16 protein-coding genes are annotated in these 21547 nt (G+C 72.4%); 5 read left to right on the top strand and 11 right to left on the bottom strand.

Features of this window, described 5'->3' with window-relative positions:
* Positions 1-254: 254 nt before the first annotated feature.
* Positions 255-2744, bottom strand: a complete 2490-nt coding sequence (pepN, locus tag AB0O11_RS25175; protein WP_363391166.1) for an aminopeptidase N — start codon at positions 2742-2744, stop codon at positions 255-257.
* Positions 2745-2986: 242 nt separating this feature from the next.
* Here pepN and AB0O11_RS25170 point away from each other — a divergent pair, with 242 nt between their 5' ends.
* The gene (locus tag AB0O11_RS25170) at positions 2987-4465 is read left to right on the top strand and encodes a cytosine permease (RefSeq protein ID WP_363391163.1); all 1479 of its coding nucleotides are present in this window, start codon (positions 2987-2989) and stop codon (positions 4463-4465) included.
* A 282-nt stretch (positions 4466-4747) separates the two neighbouring features.
* Here AB0O11_RS25170 and AB0O11_RS25165 read toward each other — a convergent pair whose 3' ends face one another.
* Complete coding sequence (locus AB0O11_RS25165) at positions 4748-5365, bottom strand: helix-turn-helix domain-containing protein (RefSeq protein ID WP_363391161.1); 618 nt, start codon at positions 5363-5365, stop codon at positions 4748-4750.
* Between the two features lie 112 nt (positions 5366-5477).
* On the opposite strand from AB0O11_RS25165, the gene AB0O11_RS25160 reads away from it, so the two are divergent.
* Positions 5478-6914 (top strand): aminopeptidase P family protein, encoded by a 1437-nt coding sequence (locus AB0O11_RS25160; RefSeq protein ID WP_363391158.1) that lies wholly within the window; start codon positions 5478-5480, stop codon positions 6912-6914.
* A 63-nt stretch (positions 6915-6977) separates the two neighbouring features.
* Here the strand turns inward: AB0O11_RS25160 and AB0O11_RS25155 are convergent, their stop codons facing one another.
* The 7 genes from AB0O11_RS25155 to AB0O11_RS25125 form a co-directional block, all read right to left on the bottom strand.
* Positions 6978-9947 (bottom strand): hypothetical protein, encoded by a 2970-nt coding sequence (locus tag AB0O11_RS25155; protein WP_363391155.1) that lies wholly within the window; start codon positions 9945-9947, stop codon positions 6978-6980.
* A gap of 44 nt (positions 9948-9991) precedes the next feature.
* Entirely contained in the window at positions 9992-11281 is a 1290-nt protein-coding gene (locus AB0O11_RS25150; RefSeq protein ID WP_363391153.1) for a hypothetical protein, read from the bottom strand.
* A 374-nt stretch (positions 11282-11655) separates the two neighbouring features.
* Positions 11656-11877 carry a hypothetical protein gene (locus AB0O11_RS25145; RefSeq protein ID WP_363391150.1) on the bottom strand — a complete coding sequence of 74 codons (222 nt, stop codon included), beginning with the start codon at positions 11875-11877 and terminating at the stop codon, positions 11656-11658.
* A 61-nt stretch (positions 11878-11938) separates the two neighbouring features.
* Entirely contained in the window at positions 11939-12061 is a 123-nt protein-coding gene (locus AB0O11_RS25140; RefSeq protein ID WP_363391147.1) for a hypothetical protein, read from the bottom strand.
* A 154-nt stretch (positions 12062-12215) separates the two neighbouring features.
* On the bottom strand, positions 12216-13385 hold the full coding sequence (locus tag AB0O11_RS25135) for an MAB_1171c family putative transporter (protein WP_363391144.1): 1170 nt from the start codon (positions 13383-13385) through the stop codon (positions 12216-12218).
* A complete protein-coding gene (locus tag AB0O11_RS25130; RefSeq protein ID WP_363391141.1) occupies positions 13385-13909 on the bottom strand; it encodes a regulator component in 525 nt (174 codons plus the stop codon). The genes AB0O11_RS25135 and AB0O11_RS25130 overlap by 1 nt, the downstream gene beginning before the upstream one ends.
* A 45-nt stretch (positions 13910-13954) precedes the next feature.
* Positions 13955-14509, bottom strand: a complete 555-nt coding sequence (locus AB0O11_RS25125; RefSeq protein ID WP_363391138.1) for a hypothetical protein — start codon at positions 14507-14509, stop codon at positions 13955-13957.
* A gap of 223 nt (positions 14510-14732) precedes the next feature.
* Here AB0O11_RS25125 and AB0O11_RS25120 point away from each other — a divergent pair, with 223 nt between their 5' ends.
* Complete coding sequence (locus AB0O11_RS25120; RefSeq protein WP_363391135.1) at positions 14733-15731, top strand: LuxR C-terminal-related transcriptional regulator; 999 nt, start codon at positions 14733-14735, stop codon at positions 15729-15731.
* Between the two features lie 19 nt (positions 15732-15750).
* Here the strand turns inward: AB0O11_RS25120 and AB0O11_RS25115 are convergent, their stop codons facing one another.
* Positions 15751-16422 (bottom strand): 50S ribosomal protein L11 methyltransferase, encoded by a 672-nt coding sequence (locus AB0O11_RS25115; RefSeq protein ID WP_363391132.1) that lies wholly within the window; start codon positions 16420-16422, stop codon positions 15751-15753.
* A 178-nt stretch (positions 16423-16600) separates the two neighbouring features.
* The gene (gene paaK / locus AB0O11_RS25110) at positions 16601-17935 is read right to left on the bottom strand and encodes a phenylacetate--CoA ligase PaaK (protein ID WP_363391129.1); all 1335 of its coding nucleotides are present in this window, start codon (positions 17933-17935) and stop codon (positions 16601-16603) included.
* Positions 17936-18210: 275 nt separating this feature from the next.
* Here paaK and AB0O11_RS25105 point away from each other — a divergent pair, with 275 nt between their 5' ends.
* Both AB0O11_RS25105 and AB0O11_RS25100 read left to right on the top strand, forming a co-directional pair.
* Positions 18211-19755: a hypothetical protein gene (locus AB0O11_RS25105; protein WP_363391126.1), complete on the top strand. Its 1545-nt coding sequence runs from the start codon at positions 18211-18213 to the stop codon at positions 19753-19755.
* Positions 19756-20092: 337 nt separating this feature from the next.
* Entirely contained in the window at positions 20093-21256 is a 1164-nt protein-coding gene (locus tag AB0O11_RS25100; protein ID WP_363391123.1) for an ROK family protein, read from the top strand.
* The last annotated feature ends 291 nt before the right edge of the window (positions 21257-21547 follow it).

Raw genomic sequence — 21547 nt, 5'->3', positions numbered from 1 at the left:
GTCGCGGCCCATGATGCCCGCAGGGCCACGGCGGCCGACCGGACAGTCACCCGACCGGGGAACAATTCACGGACCGTTCCCGCACCGTTCGCGCCCCAAGACGGAGACCCGCCCAGCCGGTTGACGGCCACGCGCCCGGGCGAAGAGCGTCGGTGCCTTGGACCGAGCGGTGACACTGTTCCTGACACGGCGGTGAGGTGGAATGCGGCGGCGCGGCCACCCGGGTCGCGCCGCCGCCCGTCGCTCGACGGGTGCTACTGCTCGGTCAGTGCCCGCGCCCGGACCGCGCGGCGCAGCGTGTCCAGCTGGTCCACCAGTCCGCGCCGGGTCGCCGCGGTGAGGTCCGGGTCGGCCAGACAGGCCTCGGCGGCCCGCACCGTCCGTTCGGTGGCGGCGAAGGCGGGGAAGCCCACCGTGGTGAGCACCCGGGCCAGTGCGGGGCCGCGGCGGCCGGCGGCTGACCCCAGCTCCTCGAAGTAGCGCGTGGTCAGCTCGTCCAGCAGCTCGGCCTGCTCGGGCTGCCACAACCCCCTGGCGGTGGCGGTGGCCAGGTAGTTGGAGAGCTCGCCGTGGAACAGCGCCTGCCAGGCGGCCTCCTTCGCCTCCCGGTCGGGCAGTGCGGCGCGGCAGCGGGCTGCGCCCTGCTCGCTGGTGTCGCTGGGGTCGGCGGCGAGCTCGGCGGCGATCTCCGGCTCACCCGCCGCGCCGAGCACGCACAGCCGCAGCAGCAGCTGCCAGCGCAGGTCCGGGTCGAGCAGCGGCCCGCCGGGCACCGTGCCGGCCGCCAGCCAGCCGCGCAGCTCGGCGGCCTGCGACTCGCCGACGGCGGTGCCGATCACGCCGCGCACGGCCACCAGGCGCAGACCGGTACGGTCCGGCTCGCCGTCGGTGCGGCGCAGCAGGGTGCGGCAGACCTGTGCCAGTCCGGCCAGCGCCGCCGCCCGCCCGGCCGGCGGCACGGCGCAGTCCACCACGAACTCGCGGGCGAAGGAGAGCACCGCGTCCACCAGGTGCACCGAGGTCTCGCCGGGCAGGTGGGCGGCGACCAGTTCCAGGTACTCGCCGGGCGCCAGCTCCCCGTCGCGCACCTGGTCCCGGGCGGCGCTCCAGAGCACCGCCCGGGCCAGCTCCTCGGGCACGGCGCCGAGCGAGGAGCGCACGGTCTGCCAGGAGCCGGGGTCGAGACGGATCTTGACGAAGCTGAGGTCGGTGTCGTTGAGCAGGGTCAGCTCGGCAGCGCCCGGCTGCGCCACGGCGCCGTCGGCCGCCAGGTCGAGGGGCACGCGGTCGGCCAGCTCCAGGGTGCCCTCGGCGGTGCGTCGGTAGTGGCCCACGGTCAGCCGGTGCGGGCGCCGCCCGCCGTCGGCCGAGGTGTGCTCGATCCGGCCGTCGGTCAACCGCAGGGTGTCCACGCCGGTGGTGCGCAGCCAGCGGTCGGCCCAGCCGTGGACGTCGCGGCCGCTGGCCGCCGCCAGCGCCCGGAGCAGGTCGTCGAGGGTGGCGTTGCCGAAGGCGTGCTCGTCGAAGTAGTCGTTGACTCCGGCCAGGAAAGCCTCCTCACCGAGCCAGGCGACCAGCTGGCGCAGTGCGGCGGCGCCCTTGGAGTAGGAGATGCCGTCGAAGTTCTGCAGTGCCTGGGCGGTGTCGTCCACCGTGCCGGGTGCCACCGGGTGGGTGGAGGGGCGCTGGTCGGCGTCGTAGCCCCAGGTCTTGCGGTCGGCGGCGAAGCCGGTCCAGGCGCTGGTGAAGCGGGTGGAGGCGGCGGTGACGCTGTAGGCCATGTACTCGGCGAAGGACTCGTTCAGCCACAGGTCGTCCCACCACTTCATGGTGACCAGGTCGCCGAACCACATGTGCGCCATCTCGTGCACCACCACCAGGGCGCGTTCCTCGCGTTTGGTGTCGGCCACGGCGGAGCGGAAGACGTACTCGTCGCGCAGCGTGACGCAGCCCGGGTTCTCCATCGCCCCGGGGTTGAACTCCGGCACGAAGCACTGGTCGTAGCTGTCGAAGGGGTAGCGGTGCCGGAAGACCCGGTGGTAGTGGTCGAAGCCCTGCCGGGTGATCTCCAGCAGCTCGGGGGCGTCGGCGTCCAGGTGGGCGGCGAGCGAGCGGCGGCAGTGCAGGCCGAGCGGGATCCCGTCGTGCTCGGCGCGCACCGAGTGCAGCGGGCCGGCCACCACGGAGACCAGGTAGCTGCTGATCGCCGGGGTGGGCGCGAACTCCCAGCGGCCGGGCGAGACCTGGCGGCCCACGCTGTTGCCGACCACGGTCCACTGCGGCGGCGCGGTGACGGACACCGTGTAGCGCGCCTTGAGGTCGGGCTGGTCGAAGGAGGCGAACACCCGCGGGCCGTCGTCGAGGAAGGACTGGGTGTAGACGTAGTCCTCGCCGTCGGCGGGGTCGGCGAAGCGGTGCATGCCCTCGCCGGTGTGCGAGTAGGCCATGTCGGCCTCGACGGTGAGTTCGTTGTCGGCCGCCAGGTCGGTCAGCGGGAAGCGCCCGGACCGCAGTGCGCCGACGTCCAGTTCGCGGCCGTTCAGCACCACCCGGCGGAGTCCGGCCGGCTTGACGTCCACGTAGGTCCCGGCGCCCGGGGTGGTGCAGCCGAAGCGGATCACCGTGGTGGAGCCGAACACCTCCCGGCCGCGGGTCAGGTCGAGGTCGAGGTGGACGGTGCGGACGTCGAGCAACCGGTGGCGCTCGACGGCCTCGGCGCGGGTGAGTACTGAGGTGTCGGACATACGGATCATGCTGCTCCATCCGACGGGCCGGCGGCACCCGCTTTTCGGCCTCGGGCGCACCGGCGGGTGCGCCGAAGAGCCCGCCCGGCCGCCCGGCGCCTCACCGTCGGTGAGCAACCGCACAATCGGGTCACATCCGGAACAAAGTAGGATGGAGCAACTCCCGTGCTACGCGCGAAGAGTTCCATAAATGTTCCATATGCCCGATTAATCTCCCGCTTCACACGCACGGAGCCACCCTCATGGACAACCTGTCCACCGCCGACACCGACGGCGCGATAGAGACCCGCGGTATCGACCCCGTCCCCGACCACGAGCGCCGGGGCAGAGTCCGCGAGCTCTTCCCGACCTGGGTCGCGGCGAACATCAGCGTCCTGCTTCTCACCATGGGTGCGGCCCTGGTGGTGTTCAACCGCTTGAACTTCTGGCAGGTCCTGATCGTCGCCGCGTGCGCCGCGCTCGTCTCGTTCGGCATGGTCGGCGTGCTGTCGGTCTCCGGGAAGTGGGGCGGGGCGCCGGGCGCGACCCTCTCGCGGGCCACCTTCGGGGTGCGCGGGAACCTCTTCCCCGGCGCGATCCTCTGGATCGCCCGGTTCGGCTGGGAGACGATCAACGCCGTCACCGGTGCCTACGCCGTGCTGACCGTCCTGGACCTGCTCTTCGGCGTCAAGAGCAACACCGCGCTGATCGTGATCACGCTCTTCGCCTTCGTCGCCTGCACCTTCCTGGTCTCCGGCATGGGCCGCAAGGCGCTGAACGTCTGCAACACCTGGTCGACGTACCTCTTCGGCGTCTTCAGCGTGCTGGTGCTGGGCTACCTGGTCGCGACCATGCACTGGAGCGAGGTCTTCTCCAAGCCCGCGGGCACCACGGCGATGATGATCGCCGGCATCGGGACCATCGCCGCCGGTGGCATCAGCTGGGTCCCCACCGGCCCGGACTTCGCCCGCTACCTTCCGCACGCCGCCTCCGGCAGGAAGATCGTCGGTGTGACGGTCTCCGGCGCCGGCCTGGTGATGGTGCCGATGGTGCTGATGGGTGCCGTGATGGCGGTGGCCTCGCCCGGCCTGGCACAGGCCGCGGACCCGGTCTCCTTCCTCGGCGACCTGCTGCCGACCTGGCTGGCCGTGCCCTACCTGCTGACCGCGATCGTGGGCATGCTGCTGATCAACAGCCTCTCCATGTACTCGGCCGGCTTCACCGCGCAGACCATGGGCGTCAGGCTGCCGCGCGCCATGGCCGTCAGCATCAACGCCGTGATCTCGCTGGTCGGCGGTCTGCTGCTGATGCTGGTCGCCAAGAGCTTCCTGGGTTCCTTCATCACCTTCCTGATCCTGCTCGCCGTCTCCTTCTCGGCCTGGATCGGCGTCTACGCGGTGGACATGTTCCGGCGCCGGTCGCGTGCGGTGCGCTACGACGCCGCCGGGCTGATGGACACCAGCAGGAACAGCCGGTACTGGTACAAGGGCGGCTTCTGCTGGCAGGCGATGGTGTCCTGGGTGCTCGCGCTGCTGATCGGGCTCGCCTTCACCAAGTGCGACTGGTTCGCCGGCCCGCTCTCCGACACTTTTGTCGGCAGGTACGGGCTCGCCTGGGCGGCGACCATCGTGATCTCCGGCGTGATCATGGCCGTGCTCCCCGCCCCCCGGGAGAACACCTCGGCCACCGCCGAGCAGCCCGCCGGCCTCCAGGCGGAGCGCGCCGAACGGGTCACCGTCTGACCGCACGCCCCGACACCCCCCGACAGCCCGGTCGTCGGCTCAGCTGAGCCGACGACCGGGCTGTCCGGTTCCGATGCCGTGGTCAGGCGCTGGTCAGCCGCCGGTCGGACCCTGTCGGCGGCCATCAGCTCGGCGACGACGGCCAGGTCGCCGTTCAGGGAAGCACCGAGAGCGGCGGCCGGGTCCCGCCGCACGGTCCGGCCGTTCGGTATTCCGAACGGACGGAGCCTGCGGCGACCAGGCCGTGCGGCGGTGCGGGGAATCGCCCCCCTTACGGCTCGCTCAGTGCCAGAGCCCCCACGAGGCCGGCCGGGCCGGCTCGGCGAGGTGGCCGTGCTGCTCGGCCCGGTACTGGAGCACCAGTACCGACCGCACCTGCTCGCCGTCCAGCGCGGTGTAGGCGTGCGGGAGAGCGGCGTCGAAGCCGATGTAGTCGCCGGGGCCGAGCTCGACCTCCCGGCCGTCGACCCGCACGCCCAGCCGGCCGGTCTGGACGACGGTGTGCTCGGTGCCGGTGTGGCCGCCGGAGTCCTGTGCGACGCCGGTGCGCACCACCTGGTCGTAGATCTCGAACACCGTGTCCCCGGACTCGATCCGGCGCAGCGGGCGCAGGTCGACGCCCCGGCCGCTGAGCACCTCGGTCTCGGCCGCGCGCACCACCGTGACCTCGCCGGCGGGCCGGGCCTCGACCAGGTCGGAGATCGGCACGCCGAGCACCCGGGAGAGCCCGAGCACGGTCTCCAGGGTGGGGTTGCCGGCCCCGGACTCCAGCTGGGAGAGCGTCGCCTTGCCGACCCCGGCCTGCCGGGACAGCTCGGACAGCGACAGTCCGCGCTGGGCCCGCACCCGCTTCAGGTTGGCGGCGAGGACGCCCCGGACGGATTCCTCGGCATCGTTCACGCTCGACCTCTTCTCTCCCGGCAGTGTTCGGTATACCGTACGGGTCGCATGCCGACGGACGGGGCAGCCTAGCGAAGCACCTCGCATCCACCCCCCTCACCAGGAGACCGTAGTGACCGAGCCCGCCGAGACCATCAAGTACCGGAAGAACGGCCTGACCCGTGGCGTCACGGACGAACTCGCCGAGAACATGAAGCAGGGCTGGGCCGACACCGAGCGCACCGCCCTGGAGCCGGTCCCGCAGGCCGCGCACACCGCCCGCCGCCGCGCGGAGCTGTCCGCCGCCTTCCCCGGCGAGCTGCTGGTGGTCCCGGCCGGCAACCCCAAGGTGCGGGCCAACGACACCGACTACGCGTTCCGCCCCTCCTCCGACTACGCCTACCTGACCGGCGACCAGTCCGAGGACGCCCTCCTGGTGCTCAGGCCGACCGGGGAGAGCGGTCACGAGGCGGTGCTCTACCTGCGCGACCGCTCCCGCACCGACAACGGCGAGTTCTGGCTGGACAACCACGGCGAGCTGTGGGACGGCCGCCGCAACAGCCTCACCGAGAGCGAGCGGCTGTTCGGTCTGCCCTGCCGGGACATCCGCACCGTCCGCGCCGATCTGCGTGCCGCCACCGGCCCGGTGCGGGTGCTGCGCCGCCACGACGCGGGCGTGGAGGAGGCCCTCGCGGACCGGGCGGTCGCCGAGCGGGACGAGGAGTTCGAGGTCTTCCTGTCCGGGCTGCGCCTGGTCAAGGACGAGTTCGAGATCGAGGAGCTGCGCTTCGCCTGCGCCGCCACCGCCCGCGGCTTCGAGGACGTGGTGCGCGTCCTCGGCACCGACTCCGAGACTGCCGAGCGGCTGATCGAGGGCACCTTCTTCGTCCGTGCCCGGGTCGAGGGCAACAACGTGGGCTACAGCACCATCGCCGCGGCCGGTCCGCACGCGACCACCCTGCACTGGGTGCGCAACAACGGCCACGCCCGGCCGGGCGACCTGCTGCTGCTCGACGCGGGCGTGGAGACCAACCACCTCTACACCGCCGACGTCACCCGCACCCTCCCGGTCAACGGCCGCTTCACCGAGCTCCAGCGCAAGGTCTACGACGCCGTGTACGCGGCCCAGGAGGCCGGCATCGCGGCGGTGCGGCCGGGCGGGCAGTTCCGTGACTTCCACCACGCCGCCCAGCACGAGCTCGCCGAACACCTCACCTCCTGGGGCCTGTTCGGCGACCTGAGCGCGGACAAGGTGTACGAGCTGGGCCTGCACCGCCGCTTCACCCTGGCCGGCACCGGCCACATGCTGGGCATCGACGTCCACGACTGCGCCCACTCCCGCACCGAGGAGCACGTCGACGGTCCGCTCGAGCCGGGCATGGTGCTCACCGTGGAGCCGGGCATCTACTTCCAGGGGAACGACCTGACGGTGCCGGAGGAGTACCGGGGCATCGGGGTGCGGATCGAGGACGACATCCTGGTCACCGAGGACGGCAACGAGAACCTCTCCGCCGACCTCCCGCGCCGCTCCGACGAGGTCGAGGCCTGGCTGGCCCGCCTGCGCGGCTGACGGCAGCAGTGCGCCACCGTGGGGCGGATGCCCCACGGTGCCGCACGATCGTGCCGTGCCCGCTCAGCCCCAGTTGCCGACCAGCGGATTGTCCCCCGGGTTGCCGAAGCGGCTGCTGTAGGCGGCCATGGTGCCGTCCTTGGCGGAACCGTAGAAGGTCTGGGTGTCGGGGCGGTAGACGCCGACGGTGTCGGTGCCGGTACCGTCCCAGTCACCCTTGATCGGGGTGTCTCCGGGGTTGCCGAACCGGTAGCTGTGGTCGTCGGGGCCCGGGGTGTTGCTGTCGCGCAGGTGGAACGTCTGGGTGTCGCGGTCGTACGCACCGACGGTGGTTCGGCCGCTTCCACTCCAGTTGCCGACCAGTGGGGTCCAGCCCGGGTTGCCGTACTTGACGTGGGAGGTGGCCGTGGCGTTGTCGTCGCTGAGGTAGAAGGTCTGCTCGTCGGGCCGGTAGACGCCGATGGTGGTTCGGCCCCGCCCGCTCCAGTCGCCGACCACCGGGATGTCCCCCGGGTTGCCGAACCGGTACGAGGTGGTGGTGCCGTCCGCGCCCGGTAGCACGAAGGTGGACGTCGCCCGGTGGTAGACGCCGACGGTGTCGAGGCCCGGGCCCTGCCAGTGGCCGGTCAGCGGGACGTCGTCCGGGGCGGTGAACAGGGGCGAGGGGCCGGAGCTGCCGAGGGGCACGTCGTTGTGGCTGTTCTGGCTGATGCTGTGGTCACCCGGCCGGTAGACGCCGACGCCGGCGGGGGCCGGGGTCGGGGTGGCGTCGATGACGGCCCGGCCGATGTGCTGCTGTTGCCGGGTGGTCAGCGGCATGTCGGTCGCCTGCTGGGCGTTGAGCCAGCGGAAGTTCTGCAGATAGACGACCCGGGGGTGCTGCGCGGCGACGGCCCGGTAGTCGGCGTTGTTGCCGGCGACGACCGCGTCGGTGGCCTTACCGCAGCCCACGGGGTCCGGGGCGATGGACTCCGGGAAGAGCACCAGGTGCTGGTCGGGCGAGGCGAGCGCGCCCTGCAGGGAGGCCAGGTTCTGCTCGATGGTGGCGCGGCCGGGGCAGTAGTTGTCGAAGCCGACCAGGTCGGCCCCGCTCGGGACCGGCGCGGTCAGGTTGTAGAGGTCCGTGGTGTAGGCGAGCATCTTGCCGGGGAAGGCGGCGTGAACCTGGTTCACCTCGGTCTGCACCTGGTCGGCGGTGAAGCCCTGGTAGTACGGCTCGTCGAGGGTGTAGACCGCGGAGACCTTGTCCAGGTTGGCACCGATCCGGGAGGCCAGCGCGGCCAGGGCCGCCGGGGTGTCCGGGCTGGGCCGGAACTTGCCGGGCCGGGTCGGGTCGGGCTGCACGACCACCTTGCTGACGTCGATGACGCAGGAGGCGGGGCGGCAGTAGTCCAGGAAGCCGGCGTAGCGCGGATCGGTGAGGTCCTGGTTGGTGAAGTTGTTCATGTTCGTCCACGACGCCACCTCGGCGCTGTGGTCGACGCTGTTGTTGGGCGAGTCCGGGTCCATGATGTCGTAGTAGCCGTAGTAGTCGAGCCCGCCGAGCATGCTGACCCGCAGGTCGTCCACGGTGCCGACGGTCCCGGGGGTGGCGCGCTGGGAGCCGAGGTGCACGTAGCCGTCGCGCGGCAGGGCGGCGGGCGTCGTGCCGGCGAAGACCGTGCTGCCGTTCACGGTGACGGTGGCCTGCCGGGCGGTGCCGCCGGTGAGCGCGAGGGAAACGTCGTAGGTGCCGGAGCCGGGGCTGACGGTGTTGGTGAGCAGGGGCAGCGTCCGGCCGCCCTGGTACAGCTTCAGCGAGCCGTCGGCCTGGACCCGCAGGCCGAGCGCGACGTCGTCGGCGTCCACCGCCCCGGTCGCGCCGGAGGCGTTGCTGACGAGCAGCGTGGCGGCGTCGGTGCCGCTGGTGCGGCCGACCGCCGGGGTGAGCCGGACGTGCACGGTGTACGAGCCGGAGAGGTCCGCGGTGGCGGGCTTGTTCAGCCGGACGGCCGCGGTGCCCTGCGAGAAGGACAGCACGTTCGGGGCGTCCGGGCTGTTGACCCTCACCGAGCCCGCCGGCGGGCCGGCCGCCAGGCCCTTGGCGCCGGACACCGCCGTGTAGTTGGCGGAGACCAGGGTGGGCTGGCGGGCACTCAGGTCGTCGTTGAGGCCGTCGTCGGTGCCGGTCGGGGAGCCGTCAAAGGTGTCCACGAAGCGCCTGGCGTCGGCCGTGGCACTGGCGTCGATCCGGCTGACGTTCACGCCGGTACCGGTGCCGTCGCCGAAGGTGGTGATCTCGCCCGGGGCGGAGATGTACGCGCCGAGGTAGAGGAAGGCACTGCTCGGCCAGCGGTTGACCGAGGCCGGGCCGGCGATCGGGAAGGCGGTGCCGTTGACGGTCAGGGTGACGGCCTTGTCAGCGCCGGTCGACACCTTCAGCGAGACGGCGTACCGGTCGGCGGGTTTCACCGTCCCCTGCCAGAACGGGGTTTCGCCGCCCCCGCCGTGGAACAGCGAGAGCCGGCCGGAGGAGGTGACGATCAGCCCGAGGTCGACGTCGCCGCTGGTCACGTACCCGTTGGCGCGGTGGCTGCGGCTGAGCACGAGCGAGGCCCAGTCGCCGCTGGAGGTGTCCCCGACCACCGGGTCCGTCACGGTCGACACGGTGTACGTCCCGTCGGCGTCGGCGATCACGGGCGCGCCGAGCATGACGGCCGAGAGGCCCGTGCCGAACACCAGCCGGTTGGGCTGGTCGGCGGTGCTGACCTGCACGTAGGAGGAGTCCGGCGGCGACGCGGTGTCCCAACGGCCGGAGGTCCTGGTCCAGGATGCGGTCCGGGCGCTGCCCTGCTGGCGCTGGTCCAGGCCGACGTTGAGCCCGTGCAGCGGGACGGTGTTGAGCGAGGGGCTCTGCCGGAAGGAGTCCGAGAACGGACCGGCGCTGGTGAGGTTCAGCGGCGCCGGGGCCGTCGGCGGCGGCGCATCGGCGGCCGAGGCCGGCGCGGCACCCAGGCCGGCCGGCAAGACGGTCAGTCCGATGATGGCGGCCATGGACAGGAGTCCGCGGCCTGTGCGCTGTGCGAGTGTCACGGGGGTCAACTCCAGTGGCCGGTCAGGGGCTTGTCTTCGGGGTTGCCGTACTTGGCGAGCAGCCGGCCGGTGCCGTTGACGGCGCCGAAGAACTCCTGGGTGTCGGGCCGGTAGACGCCGACCTTGTCCGTGCCCGTGCCGTCCCAGTCACCCTTGATCGGGACGTCCTTGGGGTTGCCGAACGGAATGGTGTGGTTGTCGGCGACGGCCGTGTTGGAGTCGGACAGGTGGAAGATCCGGTAGTTCGGGTCGTAGACGCCGACCGTGTCCTTGCCCGTCCCGCTCCAGTTGCCCACGACCGGGATCCAGTTCGGGTCACCGAACGGGATCCGGTACTTCGGCGTGAGGTTGTCGGTGGTCAGGTAGAAGGCCCCCTCGGACGGCCGGTACACACCGATCGTCTGCTTGCCGGTACCGTCCCAGTCACCGACCAACGGCACGTCGTCCTTGTTGCCGAAGACCGAGTACACGGCCCGGTTGGCGTTGTCACTGCTCAGGATGAACTCCTGAGTCAACGGCCGGTACACCCCGACCGTGTCCCGACCGGGACCCGCGAAATGCCCCACCAACGGAACGTCATCGGCATTCCCGTACGTGTTGTAACCCACCGGCGAACCATGGCTGTCCGCGACATAGAACGTCCGGTCCGACGGCCGGTACACACCGATCCCCGACGGCGTCGCGTCGATGATCCGCTTGTAGCGCAGGGCCTGGTAGTTGCGTACCGGGTGGCCGTCCACCATGTTGTTCGGATCGCTGAGGTTGCCGGTCCCGAGACTGGTCGGCACGCCGCGACGATGCTCGGCGTAGTACTGGAAGGTGCCCGCGGACTGGTCGACCCAGCCGGCGAAGAGCACCACATGGCCGTCCGCCTTGTTGTTCAGCGCGTCGCCTGGGCGGAGCTGACTGAAGTTGATCGGGGTGGCGACATTGGTCAGGGAGTCGGTGGTCAGGCTGCTGTCCAGCTGCCAGGCCATCGATATCAGGCCCGAGCAGTCCTCCCGGTAGCGGCCGCCGGTCGCGTCGTCCGCCCACCACCCAAACGGCGAGGAAAGGCCGTTCGGACTGTAGGGCACCTGGTTGTCGGCCCAGTCCTTGGCCCGGTTGACAGCCTGACTGCGGGTCACCGGGCCGTTCGGCGCGGCGTAGTTGCCGAGGGATCCGGTGGAGGTGACGGCCTCGCCGCCGGACACCACGGTGTCCGCGCCGGCGGGCACCGCGGCCAGGGAGGTGACGGCGAGTCCGGCGGCGAGCAGGGTGGTCACGATGCGAGACGCTCGGCGCTTCGTCGACATTCGGGTTCTCCTGAAGGTGAGTTGGGCAGGAAGGGGGGCACGCGGCACGGTCCGCTCAGCGGCGCGGTGGACGTACCTGGAGCTGCCGGCGCGCGCAGGACGACGGAGACCTTGTCGTCCCAGGCGGCGCAGATCTCGTCGCGGTCGACGGCGGTGAAGGACTGCGTAGGGCGAACGGCTTCAGCCGGCTGGGCGCTCACCGGGTCGACGCCGAGGGCGAGCGCGGACAGGCCCGCGACCATGACGACCGAGGTCGCGCGGGTCGCGGAACGCAGGATGTGCGTGGGTGTCTCCCGTTCAGGACGTGAGTGGGCAGCCGGCCGTGGACGCGTTTCGGTGCCACGCCGGCTGAGCGGCGCCACCCGCCGGTCGGGTCAGCACTGGAAGGTGACGGTGTATCCGCCGATGCCGATGCCCGACGCGGCGAGCGCGTCGGCCACGAGGCGCCGCGCCCTGGCTCGCGCGGTCTCGATCGTGGCGGCACGGATGTAGAGGACGATCCCGATCCCCGCCGGGACCGCCCGCACCCGGAGGTGTTCCATGGCGATCTCAGGTGTCGCGTGAGCCCACAGGATGTCTTCGAGGGCGTGGATCACGTCCTCCGTGGGCGTGTTCGGTCCCGTCGGCATCAAGGTGAGACGGACGGGAACCACCGGGTCAGTCCCAGCCGATGCCGACCGGGGCCACCGCGCCGGAGACGGCGGACACGACGAGCATCGCCGTTCCGGACAGGGCGACGGTGGCGGACGCGGCGGTGATCAGTCGGACGATTTCGGACATGCTGTTTCCCCCAGGAAACGAACGGCGATCGGGACCAAGCGCTCTGTACGCACTGGGACTTGGCGGCCCGGCCGCCATCCCGGTGATCACCATCCTGCTGACCGGTGGACGGCGCCGGAAGGTCCCGCCCCCGTCCGCTTCCGGCCTGACCGCATCAGGACGCCGAGGTCCTCGCGCCCGCGCGCAGTGGCGTGTAGGCGGCCGCGACCTTGAGCAGCCACGCCACCTCCTCCCCGGGCGTCCTGGCTCCCGGCGGGCCCGGGAGCGTGTCGGCGGCACCGGCCCGGCGATCGGGATGGAGGGCGGCGAACAGCCACGCCGCCTCGGTGCGGGCCCGTGCGTCCACGTCGTCGTGCGGTGCGTCGGCGGTGTCAGATCGCCCCGCGCCCGTCGCGATGGCCCGGTCCCGCAGGACGAGCGCGGCGTCGCGGATCTCGAAGGCGCGGTGGGCCACGTCGAGGGTCCGGTCCCCGAGTGTGAACAGGTCGCGTGCCCGCCCGACCCTGGGGCCGAACGCCACGGTCGGCGCGGCCTCCATCAGGTCGGACCAGAGGGGGTAGAGCCGCCACAACGCCCACTGGTCCTCGACGTAGCGGACGGCCGTCAGCAGCGGGGACAGGGCGAGGCCCACGACGACCAGGAAGATGGCGGCCACGGGCAGGTACTGGGAGGGGAGATCGACCGGCGCGCCCTCAGATGACGGCGACCGCTCCCGACCGGCGAGGAAGCAGACCCGGTAGAGGGTGTAGACGAAGCCGACGCCACAGCCGGCCGCCATGGACAGCAGGCCCGCCCGCAGGAGGCCGCGCGGCACGCTGCGCCGGTTCGACCAGAACAGTTTGGCCGACAGTGCGGTGGAGCTTCCGAGGTAGGCATAGACGATGCCCTCGTACAGCTTCACGGACGGATCCCCGAGGTGGGCGTCGGTCACCATCCGCGCCTCGACGCCGGGGTCGTGCTCGAAGCAGAGGACGAACAGCGCGGTCAGGGCCAGCGCGGCGGCCACCAGGAGGACGATCCGCAGCCGCTCGGCCGTCTTCCGCCGTGGCCTCCGGCCGTGGACCGCGATCACGTACTCCAGGGTGAAGTAGTACGCCGCCAACCCGAAGAGGTGCTTGAGGAGGATGACCACGTCCGGGGAACCGGTGCAGACCCGGACGAACCGCTCCACCTCGGGATGGATCGTGCTGACCACGACGGCCATCGAGGCGATGAACCCCCACAGGTAGCGGGCGGGACGTGAGCCACCGAGCGTGGAGGGGGCGCGCCAGATCGTCAGCGTCCACAGCAGGGCGGGCAGGACAACCCGGTAGACGGTGAGCATCAGTCTCCTCGCCAGCGTCGCAGCCGGCGGATCGGGTGGGCGAGGCTTGCCACGAGGCGGCGTGAGGACGGGGTTCCGACCCGGTCGGCACCGGCCAGGTCGGCCAGGAGCACGGCGATCATCTCGGCTTCCTGTTCCTCGACGGTGGTGAAGTTGCTGCGGGCCAGGCCGAGGACCTGTGCCAGAAGTTCCGGTGCCAGGTCGGTGAAGTGCTCGGCGAATCGGCCGAGTTCGATGTTCCGCGTGTGACCGCAGAGGACGTGACCGAGCTCGTGGAGCTTGATCAGGTCCTGGTGCGCCGGGCTGGTGTGCTGTTCGTAGAAGACGACGTCCACGCTCGGCAGGGCGACCCACAGGCCGCACGGGGTGTCGTGACCGAGTTCCGGGAGCGGCTCCATGACGATCGGGCGGCCACGACGCCGCGCCAGTGCCTCACGGAACCCCTCCACCGTGAACGGGTCGGGCAGCTCCGTCCTCGCGAGGATGTCCTCGCAACGCCTGCGCAGGCTCCGGGGTACGGGCATGGAAGAGCGAAGGATCCTCCGTGAGGTAACAGTTCGCCACCCACCCTACTGGCGGCGGTCTTCGCCCTCACCGCTGGGGGACGTCCGGGCGGCCGGCCGGCCGGCCGCCTCCTCTTCGAGCGCCCTCAACCGGTCGGCGAGGGCGACCAGCATGTTCAGGCTGTTGTCCGACAGCCCCGACGCACGCTGCGCGAGGCCGATGACCTCCGCGTTTCCCAGCGCGACGCGCAGCCCCGCCAGTTTGCCCAGGCCCTGCAACTGCTCGTCCACGGCCGCGGCCTTGGCGTCGTCCAGGAAGTAGGCCGCGCCCGACCGGATGCCGAACGCCAGGCCCAGCCAGTCCAGTGTCTCGACCGTGGGGTTGGGCGGCTGCCCCTTCTGGGTCTCGGCCTGGTGCAGATTGCGAATGGTGTCCTTGGAGATGACGTTGTGTCCGGCGATCCGGTTGATCCGGTCGGCCAACTCCCGGTAGGCGGGCGGCTTCCGCCCGATCCTGGCGGCCTCCGCCGCCATCAGCCCGTCCAGCCGCTCCGCGATCTTCCGGGCGCGGCCGGAGGACGGGTGCGGGCGCGGAAGGCCGCGGGCTCCATCTGCGTCCACCCTGAGAACCTCCGATCATCCGGCCACTCAGAGTACCGCGAGCACCGGCATCGAAGCGATCATAGTAGTCGATTCGCAACATTCCACCCCTACCGGACGCCCTACCGGACGGTCGGCGATCGGAATGGTTCGCGCACCATGAGCGCTTACTTGCTGGGGAAAGCCGGCGAGCCTTATGCTGGCGGCGATTTTAATCGCCGCGCTACCGGGGGGCAGGTGCGCCATGCTCAACAGGTTGGGGCTGGACCGCGAGGCGGAGGCCGTCTACCGGGCGATGCTGATCGATCCGTGCGGAAGCATGCAGGAACTCTGCGCCCAGGTGGGCCTGTCCGAGAGCGCGGTACGCAGCACGCTGGACCGGCTCGCCGACCTTCGGTTCCTGCGCCCGTCCCGGGACCTGCCCGGCACCCTGTGCCCGGTCAACCCGGAGCGCGCCCTGGACCTCATCCTGCAGAAGGAGGAGGACGAGATCGAACTCCGGCGGCAGCAGCTGGAGTTGAGCCGGGCTGCCGCGGCGCGGGTGGTGGCCGAGTACGCCAGCCTGTTACCCGACGGCTCGACCGCTTCGAACGCCACGACCGAGCGCCTGGACGGGCTCGACGCCATCCAGTTCAAGCTTGAGACCCTCGCGCGGGGTGTCTCCGACGAGTGCCTCGCGGTGATGCCCGGCGGCGCCCAGTCGCAGGACAGCCTCGACGCGTCGAGGCCGCTGGACGAGGCGGCCATGCGCCGCGGGGTCTCACTTCTGACCCTCTATCAGGACAGTGCGCGCAACGACCCCCCGACCCTCGCCTACGCCCGGTGGATGACCGAGAGCGGCGGAGAGGTTCGCACCTGCCCGACGCTTCCGCCGCGCATGCTGCTCTTCGACCGCGAGATCGCCGTCGTCCCGATCGATCCCGCGAACACCAGGCTCGGCGCCCTGTGCACCCGTCAGGCCGGGATCGTCGCCGCGCTGGTGGCCCTCTTCGAGCAGACCTGGCGCTCCGCCGTCCCGCTCGGCGCCGACCGCTCCAAGGACACCCGGACCGGCCTGAGCGCCTCCGAGCGGGAACTGCTCACTCTGCTCGCCGCCGGCCTCACCGACGAGGTCGCGGGCCGGCGCCTGGGCATCTCCGCCCGGAGCGTGCGCCGCCAGATGGCGGCGCTGATGGAACGCCTCGGCGCGTCCAGCCGTTTCGAGGCCGGCCTGAAGGCGGCCCAACACGGCTGGCTCGACTGAGCACCGGGGCGACGGACCGTCAGCCCAGGCGCCACACGGTGGTGGTCTTGACCGCGGTGTCCTCCAGGTCCGCGACCACCGGCACCTGGTACGCCGCCACCGCGGTGAAGCGCTCCCGGGGCAGGTAGGCGCGGCCCGGGTCGCCGACGACGACGGTCGCGCCGCGCGCCGCGGCCCGCTCCAGGAAGGGCAGGAAGCGGGCGGCCATGGCCCGTTCGTAGAAGACGTCGCCCGCGAGCACCACCTCGGCGGGCCCGCCGTCGCCGTCCACCAGGTCCACCAGGGCGCCTTCCACCCGCACCCCGTTGGCCTCGGCGTTCAGCCCGATCGCGGCCACCGCGTAGGCGTCGATCTCGGCGGCGCGCACCTCCGTCGCCCCGCACAGCGCGGCGGCCACTCCGACCAGCCCGGAGCCGGCCGCGACGTCCAACACCGTACGGCCCGCGACCAGTTCGGGGTGGTCCAGCACGTAGCGGGCGACCGCCACCCCGCCCGCCCAGGCGAAAGCCCAGAACGGCGGCGGCAGCCCCGCCTCCCCGCGCGCCCGCTCGGTGGTCTCCCACAGGGCGATGGCGTCCTCGGCCATGTGCAGGCCGATCTCGGGCACGAAGGGGACGGGCTTCAGCTCGGTCTCACGCCGGATGAAGGCGAGGTCCTCGGCGGGCTGAAGAGTGGGCAGCTCACTCGGCATGCCCCGCAGCATAGAGCCCGCACGGGGGTGCGTCCGCACGGCCGGCACGGGGGTGCGTCCGCACGGCCGGCACGGGGGTGCGTCCGCACGGCCGGCACGGGGGTGCGTCCGCACGGCCGGCACGGGGGTGCGTCCACAGGCCCGCGCGCCGCACGCCTCCCCGCGTCCGCGGCCCGACTCAGCCCCGCTCGTCCACCACCCGCTTGATCTTCCCGACCGAGCGCTCCAGCGTGTACGGGTCCACCACCTCGGCCGCGACCGTGATCCCGACCCCGTCCTTCACCGCTCGGACGATCCCCGCCCGCGCCGCCTCGCGCTGATCGGCCGAGGCCTCCGGCCGGGCCTCCACCCGGACGGTCATGTGGTCCAGCCGCCCCTGTCGGCCGAGCCGCAGCTGGAAGTGCGGCGCGACGCCCGGGGTACGCAGCAGGATCTCCTCGATCTGGGTCGGGAAGACGTTCACCCCGCGCAGGATGATCATGTCGTCGCTGCGCCCGGTGACCTTCTCCATCCGCCGGAAGGCCGGCCGCGCGGTGCCGGGCAGCAGCCGGCTGAGGTCGCGGGTGCGGTAACGGATGATCGGCAGCGCCTCCTTGGTGAGCGAGGTGAAGACCAGTTCGCCGCCCTCCCCGTCGGGCAGCACCTCGTCGGTGAACGGGTCGACGACCTCCGGGTAGAAGTGGTCCTCCCAGATGTGCAGCCCGTCCTTGGTCTCCACGCACTCCTGCGCGATGCCCGGGCCGACCACCTCGGAGAGGCCGTAGATGTCGACGGCGTGCAGGTCGAGCCGCTCCTCGATCTCGCGCCGCATCTCCTCCGTCCAGGGCTCGGCCCCGAAGATGCCGACCCGCAGCGAGGTGCTGCGCGGGTCGACGCCCTGCTTCTCGAACTCGTCCAGCAGGGTCAGCAGGTAGGACGGGGTGACCATGATGATCTCGGGCTCGAAGTCCAGGATCAGCCGCACCTGGCGGGCCGTCATGCCTCCGGAGGCCGGGATGACGGTGCAGCCGGCCCGCTCGGCGCCGTAGTGCGCGCCCAGGCCACCGGTGAACAGCCCGTAGCCGTAGGCGATGTGCACCTTGTGGCCGGGCCGGCCGCCGGCCGCGCGGATCGAGCGGGCGACCACGTCGGCCCACATGGAGAGATCGTTCTCGGTGTAGCCGACCACGGTCGGCAGCCCGGTGGTGCCGCTGGAGGCGTGGATCCGGCGGACCTGTTCCATCGGGACGGCGAACATGCCGAAGGGGTAGCCCTCGCGCAGGTCGGCCTTGGTGGTGAAGGGGAAGCGGGCGAGGTCGTCCAGGGTGCGGCAGTCCTCGGGGCGGACCCCGACGGCGTCGAACTTGCGGCGGTAGAGCTCGACGTTGTCGTACGCGTGCCGCAGCGTGGCCCTCAGCCGGGTGAGCTGATGGGCGCGCAGCTCCTCCGGACCCATCCGCTCGCCGGCGTCCAGCAGCTCCGGCGGGAGCGGTTCCCCGAGGTGTCGGCGCGGGACGGGTGCGGTGCCGGTCATCGTCACTCCTTCGCTGCTCTGCCTGCCCGGAGCCACCTACCGATCGTTCGGTCAGCTCACGTGGCTCCATTGATCCAGTACCCGAACCACCTGTCAAGGGATCGCACGGACCTTCCGGAATGCGAAGTTCCGACCACTTCGCGGCGACTTCACCTCAACAGCTTGGCTTTCCGATATGAAAATCATTACAGAACCTTGACTTGCTGGCGGTCTTTCCCGCCCCGACCACATGGTTCAGTAGTGCGGTTTCCGCCCCGCACCCCGGAGTGATCACCGTGCCCACGACTCCCGCCCTGGTCAGCGCGCTGCGCGAGCTCGGCGACCGACCCGCCGTCGTCGCCGACGGGCGCGCGATCAGCGGCATCGGCCTGCTGCTCGGCGTCTCCCCGCCGGGCGGCCTGCCCCGGGCCCTCGCCCGGCGCGTCGCCGAACACGCCGCGCTGCCACCCTCCGCCGCCCGGGCCGCCGAACAGCGGCTGCGCTACTGGGCCGGCGTCCTCGGCACGCCACCGATCCGGCACACCGTGCTGCACCCGGTCGGCGACCTCGCCGTCGACCTCGCACTCGCCACCCTGCTGGCCGGCGGCACTGTCCACTGCGGCGACCCCGAGCAGCGGCCCGAGCAGCAGCTCGCCGCCGTCGCCGCCGACCGGGCCACCCACCTCAGCCTGCCCTCCGCGCTGCTGTGGCGGCTCAGCCGGCAGCCCGGCCTCGCCGCCCACGACCTCGGCGCGCTGCGCCTGGTCCTGCACATCGGCCCCGAGCCCCGGCAGGAGGACGTGTACGCCGCCGTCGACGCGCTCGGCGCCGTCCTCGCCCACGTCCGCGCCCCGGACAGCAACGCCGAGGCCGCCGACCGCCGGCTGCGCGCCGACGCCGAGAGCGCCTCGGCCGCCGCCTGGAAGCACAGCATCGGCGTCACCGCCGAGCAGGTCCGCGACTTCGGCGCCCGGCTCGACCGGGCCGTGCTCGCCGCGCTGCTGCACACCCTCCAGCAGAGCGGCGTGCTCACCGACCCCGCGCGCAGCTACCCCGAGGCCGAGGTGCTGGCCGCCGCCATGGTCACTCCCGCCCAACGCCCGCGGGTCGTCCGCTGGCTGGACGCGCTCGCCCGGCACGGCCTGATCACCCGTCAGGACGGCGGGGCCCAGGGCCCGGTCTTTCGCGGCGGGCCCGGGCCGAGCGCCGCCGAGGTCCGGGAGGCCTGGCGCCCGGCCGTCGAGACCTGGACGGACGGGCTCGGCCCGGCCGCCGCCCTGGACCGGGTCCGGCGCGGCGCCCTGCGGCTGCCCCGGCTGATCACCGGTGAGGAGGCCCCGCGACCGGCCGCCTCCCCGGTCCGCCGGGCCGCCGCCCGAGGCTACCTCGGCGCCGCCCTCGGCGCGCTGGTGCGCGGCACCGCCGAGGCCCACGAGGGACCGGGGCCGCTGCGCGTCCTCGAACTCGACTCCGAGGGCGGCGAGCCGGCCGTCGCCCGCGCCCTCGCCGCCCGGCCCCGGCAGAGCACCGAACACCATCCCGCCCCCGACGGCGGCCGCTACGACCTCGTCCTCGCCACGGCGACCGGACGGACCGCCGAGGAGGTCCCGGCGCTGGTCCGGCTGCTCTCCCCCGGCGGCCGGCTGCTGCTGCTCGCACCCACCACCGAACAGCTCGACCTGCTGATCACCGGCGACGCCCACGGCCTCACCGCCCGTCCGGCGGAGCACTGGCGGGCGGCCCTGGCCGCCGCGGGCTGCCCGACGGTGCTGACGCTGCCGGAGGACGGGCACCCGATGGGGCTGCTGGGGCAGCGGCTGTTCGCGGCGCGGGTGAACTGACGGGGCTCGGCCCGCGCCCTCCTCCGCGCGTTCCCGCTGGTCGGAGCGGACCCGGCGGCTCCCCTACCCGCACGCCGTGGCCGGGCGGTGAAGTCCGGATCACACACCGCCACCCGATCCGTACCATTTCGATACCGAAGCCGGGATGAGCTGCGGGGATTCTCGCCGCCCGGGCCCGTCCCCGGGTAGGCTCCGCTTGTCCTCCGGCCCTCGCGCAGGCGGCCCCCTGCCGCCGTGCCGCGTTCTCCGGGGGCGCACCCCCGCGGGCCATTCGGTGGGCACCGCGCACTCGACACCGCGCGCCAGGGCAGTCGCGCGAACGGCGAAGGGCATCGCATTGGCGGATCGGCTCACCGGAGGAGACTCCTCGCTGCTGCGGCGGATCAACGCGGCGGTCACGCTTCGGGCGCTGCGGAACGGCCACTCCGTGACCCTCACTCAGCTCGTCGGCGAGACCGGGCTCTCCCGCCCTACGGTCGAGGGCGTGATCGAGGGTCTGGTCGAGACCGGACTGGTCGCCGAGGTCGAGCAGCCGAGGGAGGACGGCCAGCCGGTCACCGGCCGCCGCGGCCGCCCGGCCCGCTGGTTCCGCTTCCGCGCCGAGGCCGGGCACATCCTCGGCATCGAGATCGGCGTGCACGACATCCGGGTCATCCTGTCCGACCTCACCGGCGAGGTGGTGGGCAGTCACTTCAAGCCGGTGGACGAGACCCTCGACGCCGAGGACCGGCTCGCCGCCGTCCGCACCGCCGTCGCCGAGGTGCTGCGCAAGGCCGGCATCTCCCGGGACAACCTGTGGGCGGTCGGCATCGGCACCCCCGGCATCGTGGACCGCGAGGGCACCATCCGGCTGGGCACCGCGATGCCCGGCTGGACCGGGCTCGACCTCGGCGCCCGCCTGCGGCGCTCGTTCCGCTGCCCGGTCCTGATCGAGAACGACGCCAACCTGGCCGCCATCGCCGAGCACTGGCAGGGGTCGGCGGTCGGCGCCGACGACGTCGTCTTCGTGATGGCCGGTCTCAGCCCGGGCGCCGGCTCCCTCATCGGCGGCAAGCTGCACCGCGGTTTCGGCGGCGCGGCCGGCGAGATCGGCGCCCTGCACCTGCTCGGCCAGGAGGTCACCCCCGAGCGGCTGCTGTCCACCACCGGAAAGCCCCTCAACCCACTGGACGAGGCCGCCGTGGCCCGTGTGCTACGGCTGGCCAGGGAGGGCGACGAGGTCGCCAAGGTCGCCATGGACCGCTTCCTCACCCGCCTCGTCCAGGGCGTCGCCGCGCTCGTCCTGGCCATCGACCCGCAGCTGGTCGTCATCGGCGGCTGGGCGGCCGGCCTCGACGGCGTCCTGGACCCACTGCGCGAACGCCTGGCCCAGTTCACCCTGCGCGCCCCCGAGGTCGCCCTGGCGGCCCTCGGCTCCGAGGTGGTGGCGATGGGCGCCCTGCGCGTCGCCCTCGACCAGGTCGAGGAGCAGCTCTTCGCGGTGGACCCGCCCCGGGCCTGACGCCGATACCGCTGGCGGGCCTGACACCGGTCGCGCTACCGAGCCCGACACCGGCCGCGCTGCCGGGTCGGCCCCGCAGGCGGCGCTCCGCGACGTCGAGCGCCCGGCGGACGAAGTCGACCGGCCGCGGAACCACTCCACCGTCGCGGCGCACAGCCCGGGTCGGCCGGGTCCGGGTGCGGCGAGTCGGGCCCGTCGATGACCGCCTCCGGCGCAGTTCCGTCCGCCCGGATCGGCTCGCCGCATTCCGGTCTCCCGGACTCCGCCCACAGCTCCACGACCAGGTTCACG

Origin of the sequence: Kitasatospora sp. NPDC093102 (genome assembly GCF_040683915.1) — a bacterium.
In the GTDB taxonomy this organism is placed as follows: Bacteria; Actinomycetota; Actinomycetes; order Streptomycetales; family Streptomycetaceae; genus Kitasatospora.
The sequence above is the reverse complement of the archived record's forward strand: the minus strand, read 5'-3'. Positions and strand labels throughout refer to the sequence as shown.

What these genes read in the sequence shown, in the direction of transcription:
- paaK (WP_363391129.1), bottom strand. Translation starts at nt 17,935, where the DNA reads ATGACCGGCACCGCACCCGTCCCGCGCCGACACCTCGGGGAACCGCTC.
- AB0O11_RS25120 (WP_363391135.1), top strand. Translation starts at nt 14,733, where the DNA reads ATGCTCAACAGGTTGGGGCTGGACCGCGAGGCGGAGGCCGTCTACCGG.
- AB0O11_RS25140 (WP_363391147.1), bottom strand. Translation starts at nt 12,061, where the DNA reads ATGTCCGAAATCGTCCGACTGATCACCGCCGCGTCCGCCACCGTCGCC.
- AB0O11_RS25115 (WP_363391132.1), bottom strand. Translation starts at nt 16,422, where the DNA reads ATGCCGAGTGAGCTGCCCACTCTTCAGCCCGCCGAGGACCTCGCCTTC.
- AB0O11_RS25135 (WP_363391144.1), bottom strand. Translation starts at nt 13,385, where the DNA reads ATGCTCACCGTCTACCGGGTTGTCCTGCCCGCCCTGCTGTGGACGCTG.
- AB0O11_RS25130 (WP_363391141.1), bottom strand. Translation starts at nt 13,909, where the DNA reads ATGCCCGTACCCCGGAGCCTGCGCAGGCGTTGCGAGGACATCCTCGCG.
- AB0O11_RS25155 (WP_363391155.1), bottom strand. Translation starts at nt 9,947, where the DNA reads ATGGCCGCCATCATCGGACTGACCGTCTTGCCGGCCGGCCTGGGTGCC.
- AB0O11_RS25170 (WP_363391163.1), top strand. Translation starts at nt 2,987, where the DNA reads ATGGACAACCTGTCCACCGCCGACACCGACGGCGCGATAGAGACCCGC.
- pepN (WP_363391166.1), bottom strand. Translation starts at nt 2,744, where the DNA reads ATGTCCGACACCTCAGTACTCACCCGCGCCGAGGCCGTCGAGCGCCAC.
- AB0O11_RS25150 (WP_363391153.1), bottom strand. Translation starts at nt 11,281, where the DNA reads ATGTCGACGAAGCGCCGAGCGTCTCGCATCGTGACCACCCTGCTCGCC.